Origin of the sequence: Sphingorhabdus sp. (genome assembly GCF_044338195.1) — a bacterium.
Taxonomy (GTDB): Bacteria; Pseudomonadota; Alphaproteobacteria; order Sphingomonadales; family Sphingomonadaceae; genus Sphingorhabdus_B.
Genome location: NZ_JBIIMC010000058.1, coordinates 1 through 4412, shown reverse-complemented (window position 1 = coordinate 4412; position 4412 = coordinate 1). Strand labels below are relative to the sequence as shown.

The window sequence follows — 4412 nt, the reverse complement described above, 5'->3', positions numbered from 1 at the left end:
GACCTCGACGACGACGTACCGTTTTGATCGCTAGCCAGCGGCCAATAGCAGTAACAGATTGAACAGGGGCCAAAATGAAAAAAGCAGTTTTGGCTCTTGTCCTGATTGGCGCGATTGCGGCCTATTTTATTTTTGATTTGGGCCAATATCTAAGCCTCGAAAATTTCAAGGCCAGTCAGGCAGACATTGTCGCGGCAAAGGATGCAAACCCGGCTTTGTATATCGCCGGGTTTTTCCTCCTTTATGTTGCGGTGACGGGATTATCGATTCCGGGCGCTGCCATCATAACCTTGGTCGCCGGCGCCTTGTTTGGCGTTGTCCTTGGCACGATCATTGTCTCCTTTGCATCGACCATGGGCGCAACATTGGCGTTTCTCAGCTCGCGTTATCTGCTGCGCGATTGGGTACAGGGCAAATTCGGTGAACGGTTGCGCGCGGTTGATGACGGACTTGAAAAAGACGGTGCGTTCTATTTGTTCACGCTGCGTTTGATTCCGGTATTTCCATTCTTCGTCATCAATTTGCTGATGGGTTTGACGCGGATTAAAACCGGCACATTCTTCTGGGTGAGCCAGATCGGTATGTTGCCCGCGACGATCGTGTTCGTGAACGCAGGCACCCAAATCAGCCGCATAGACAGCACTGCCGGTTTGCTGTCGCCCACACTTATTGCCTCATTCGTGGCGCTGGCGCTGTTCCCGTGGGCGGCAAAGGGCATTGTCGCGGTGGTAAAGCGCAGCCGTGGCTAAACATTGGCAAAAGCCGAAGCGGTTTGACCGCAACCTCATCGTCATTGGCGCCGGATCGGCGGGTTTGGTCTCGGCCTACATCGCGTCAATGGTCAAAGCGAAAGTGACCTTGGTCGAAGCGCATGACATGGGGGGCGATTGCCTGAACACCGGATGTGTCCCGTCCAAGGCGCTGATCAAAAGCGCAAAGGTTGCGCACCAGGTTGCGGACTCTGCGCGCTTTGGCATTCAGGGCGGCGCGCCGGTCATTGACTTCCCTGCGGTCATGCGCCGCGTCCGCGATGTCATTACCGCGATTGAACCGCATGATAGCGTTGAACGCTTCACCGGCCTCGGCGTCGATTGCGTAAAGGGCTATGCGCGCTTTATCGATCCGTGGACCATCGAAATTGATGGCGCACGCCAGTTAACCGCAAAATCCTTCATCATTGCCACGGGCGCAGCGCCATTCATCCCGCCGTTGCCGGGCGTTGAGGATAGCGGCTATCTGACGAGCGAGACGTTGTGGGATGTCATAGCGGACCGGCCAAATGTGCCCAACCGTCTGGTGATTTTGGGTGGCGGTCCCATTGGCTGCGAACTCGCACAGGCATTCCAGCGTTTGGGTTCTAAAGTGACCATCGTCGAAATGGCGGATCGGTTGCTGCTGAAAGAGGATGCCGATGCCGCTGCATTGGTGACCGCGCGATTGCAATCCGAAGGCGTAACCGTTCACACGGCTCACCGTGCCGTGCGTTTTGAAGCGGGAAAAACTCTGGTCGTTGAAGGGCCCCAGGGTGAAAAATCGATAGCCTATGATGACATCATCATTGCCGTCGGTCGCAAGCCACGGGTGACCGGCTTTGGTCTTGAAGAATTGGGGTTGGTTGTGGATGGCCAGCTTGAGAATGATGATTTTCTGCGTACGAACATGCCGCATATATATTGTGCGGGCGACGTTGCCGGACGCCAGCAGCTGACGCACGGCGGCAGTCATGAGGCATGGTATGCCAGCGTGAATGCACTGGCGCGGCCGTTCAAAAAATATCGCACCGATTACCGCGTCCTGCCACGTGTCACCTATACGGAACCCGAATTGGCGACGGTCGGCCTGACCGAAGCGGAAGCGCGCGCGCAAGGCCTGTCGTTCGATGTCACGCGCTACGATCTTGATGATCTCGACCGGGCAATTGCCGAATGCGAAGCGCATGGCTTTGTCAAAATTCTGACCGCCAAAGGCAGTGACCGGATTTTGGGCGCAACGATCATTGGCCAGAATGCGGGCGAAATTCTCGCCGAAGTCACCTTCGCGATGAAGCATAAAATGGGGCTGCGCAAAATCCTGCAGACCATTCACCCCTACCCAACATGGGCAGAGGCCAACAAATATGCTGCGGGTCAGTTCGGGTTGGCGCGTAAGCCCGAAGCACTGCTGAAATGGGCGGAACGTTGGTTCCGCTGGCAGCGTGGTTAGCTGAAGCCTTTTGCCGCGAACGCAACGCGTTGGGCAACGGTCAAGGCACACAACGCGGCAAATATCAGCGCCAATGTCGGGAAAAATGCTGGGAACAGGCAGAATAGCAAAAAGAACGCGATGGTTTCCCCACCCTCCATCAACCCGGTGGAATAGATAAATGCTTTGGGGCCATGCGCACCGTCATCATCATTACGCCGCGCGGCAATTGCCGCATATCCGAGAAAGCTGACTGCCGTTAGGGTGAAGCTCGCCACCAGCGCGAGCGCGGGCATTTGATTGTCTGTGCTGATTATGCCGAATGCGACGGGGACGGAAACGTAGAACAGAAAGTCGCACAGCGAATCCAAATATCCGCCAAAGTCCGTCGGCCCATTGATTCGGGCAATCGCGCCATCGAGGCCATCAAAAAGGCGATTGAGGACGATACATGCCAATGCAGCCGAATAATGCGCCTGTGTGATGAAAAATGCGGCGCCCAGTCCGATGGCAGCACCTGTTATCGTCAGCGCATTTGCCGAAAACCGCGCACCTGCCAGCACGCGCGCCATCCGGAACAGCGCCGGGTCGACCAGTCGGCGCAGCGCCACATCAAACATGGCGCTTTCCCATCATTTTTTCGCCAGCAAGTCCTTCAGCCCAGCGAGCGCGCCCACTGGAGCGACGTCTTCTTCGCTTTTGACACCCGCAGCCCTCAAGATTTTCTCTGCCTCGGGACTGCGTGGATAGGGATTGAGCGCGAGACCCATTGATTGGGCAACCGCCTCACCCAAATCAATGGTCTGGCCATCGTGGAACATCGTGTCGCAATCTTCGGGTGCGAGCTCTAGCTCCACTTCGCCATTGGATGTGGGTTCGGCAATAAATTGGATATGGATGGGCTCGTCCAATTTTGCAGGAACGGGATCATGCGTTGCGATGCAAAATTGTGCGAGGCTGGCCGTGAAACGTCCGGTTGCAATCACGGCGTCCGCCTCATGCTTCAACGAAATTTCAGCCTCAAGATTGTCGAGCGCCGCCAGATCAAACCGCGCCATCAGGCCATTGCGCGCCGTTTCATCCGCCGAAAGCCGAAGGTTGCGGCTGTGGTTTCCCACTTCGGAGATTTTGATGACATGGCTAAACTCGTTGGCGGTCACCACTTTGCGTCACCTTCAACGATCATATCGGGCAATTGCGCCCCCAATGCACGTTCGACATCGAGCAAAGCTTGGCGGGTATGCGCAAGCGGGGCCGCTTCGGGGGCGACGCCCCGGTAAATGTTGCGCACAATGGCTTCATCAAGCTCCGCCGTATCGGACAAAGCCGAGCGCAGCGCACCGAGGCGGCCGCCGACGGCGCTCATAATCTGACCGATATGTTTGCCAACAATCATATCGCCGATGCCCACTTCACGCAGCTGTCCATCCATGTCGTCGACAAACACTTCGGTAAGGCGCGCCATGTCGAGTGCATAATCACCGCTGTCCTCAAGCCTTAGCAGTACCAGCGACAATATAGAGGCAACCATATCGAAGCGTCCGTCAATGCTGTCGGGAACTTCGCCTTCGATATACCAATGCGGCTCACGCGCTTTCGCCACGATCTGATTGTACAATGGAATCAGCTTAAGCTTGGGGTCGGGTTCCCCTTTCCCGAAAAGTCTTTTCAATAATGTCATTTTGACGTGTTTTCATCCTTACTCATCGGGCATTCATCTGGGATTGCATATTGATATTGCGCCTTAAGGATGCAATGGCAAAGGCCCAACTTTAGTGGATTAGCGGAGAAGTTTATGCGCGCGACGCAAATTGCAGGTTTTGCAGCATTATTGGCCGCTATGACATTGGCGTCTGGCTGTACCCGCCTGCGTTCGCATCAGGGCTATATTGGCGACCAGACCTTGCTGAACTCTATCCAACCGGGCGTAGACAACAGGGAATCGGTTCAGGCATCGCTTGGCCGTCCGACATTTGTGGGTCAGTTTGATCAAAACGACTGGTATTATTATTCACGCGACGCAAAGCAGCTGGCGTTCTCGCAGCCAAAGGCAGACACCCAATATGTGCTGAAGGTCCGGTTTGACGCAGCCGGAAATGTCGCATCGGTTGCGCAAACGGGCAAAGAACTTATTTCGAAAATCAGCCCTGAAGGCGATAAAACGCCAACGCTTGGCCGCAACAAGAGCTTCTTTGAAGAAATCTTCGGCAATATCGGTGCAGTGGGCGCAG

Annotated in this window: 6 protein-coding genes; 3 read left to right on the top strand and 3 right to left on the bottom strand. The window is 55.4% G+C overall.

The window, feature by feature from the left end:
• Window positions 1-74 precede the first annotated feature (74 nt).
• Entirely contained in the window at window positions 75-749 is a 675-nt protein-coding gene (locus ACIQZK_RS10590; protein WP_397576095.1) for a TVP38/TMEM64 family protein, read from the top strand.
• Window positions 742-2202: a dihydrolipoyl dehydrogenase family protein gene (locus tag ACIQZK_RS10585; RefSeq protein WP_397576094.1), complete on the top strand. Its 1461-nt coding sequence runs from the start codon at window positions 742-744 to the stop codon at window positions 2200-2202. Before ACIQZK_RS10590 ends, ACIQZK_RS10585 begins: the two co-directional genes overlap by 8 nt.
• Here ACIQZK_RS10585 and ACIQZK_RS10580 read toward each other — a convergent pair.
• From ACIQZK_RS10580 to ACIQZK_RS10570, 3 genes are read right to left on the bottom strand one after another with little or no spacing between them, the layout of a single operon-like run.
• Window positions 2199-2801: a CDP-alcohol phosphatidyltransferase family protein gene (locus tag ACIQZK_RS10580; protein WP_397576093.1), complete on the bottom strand. Its 603-nt coding sequence runs from the start codon at window positions 2799-2801 to the stop codon at window positions 2199-2201. The two genes, ACIQZK_RS10585 and ACIQZK_RS10580, sit on opposite strands and share 4 nt — an antisense overlap.
• Window positions 2802-2813: 12 nt before the next feature.
• On the bottom strand, window positions 2814-3344 hold the full coding sequence (locus tag ACIQZK_RS10575; protein WP_397576092.1) for a YceD family protein: 531 nt from the start codon (window positions 3342-3344) through the stop codon (window positions 2814-2816).
• The gene (locus ACIQZK_RS10570; RefSeq protein WP_397576091.1) at window positions 3338-3862 is read right to left on the bottom strand and encodes a ubiquinol-cytochrome C chaperone family protein; all 525 of its coding nucleotides are present in this window, start codon (window positions 3860-3862) and stop codon (window positions 3338-3340) included. The genes ACIQZK_RS10575 and ACIQZK_RS10570 overlap by 7 nt, the downstream gene beginning before the upstream one ends.
• A gap of 114 nt (window positions 3863-3976) precedes the next feature.
• On the opposite strand from ACIQZK_RS10570, the gene ACIQZK_RS10565 reads away from it, so the two are divergent.
• The coding region (locus ACIQZK_RS10565; protein ID WP_397576090.1) for an outer membrane protein assembly factor BamE at window positions 3977-4412 on the top strand (436 nt) is incomplete at its 3' end.

What these genes read in the sequence shown, in the direction of transcription:
- ACIQZK_RS10590 (WP_397576095.1), top strand. Translation starts at nt 75, where the DNA reads ATGAAAAAAGCAGTTTTGGCTCTTGTCCTGATTGGCGCGATTGCGGCC.
- ACIQZK_RS10570 (WP_397576091.1), bottom strand. Translation starts at nt 3,862, where the DNA reads ATGACATTATTGAAAAGACTTTTCGGGAAAGGGGAACCCGACCCCAAG.
- ACIQZK_RS10580 (WP_397576093.1), bottom strand. Translation starts at nt 2,801, where the DNA reads ATGTTTGATGTGGCGCTGCGCCGACTGGTCGACCCGGCGCTGTTCCGG.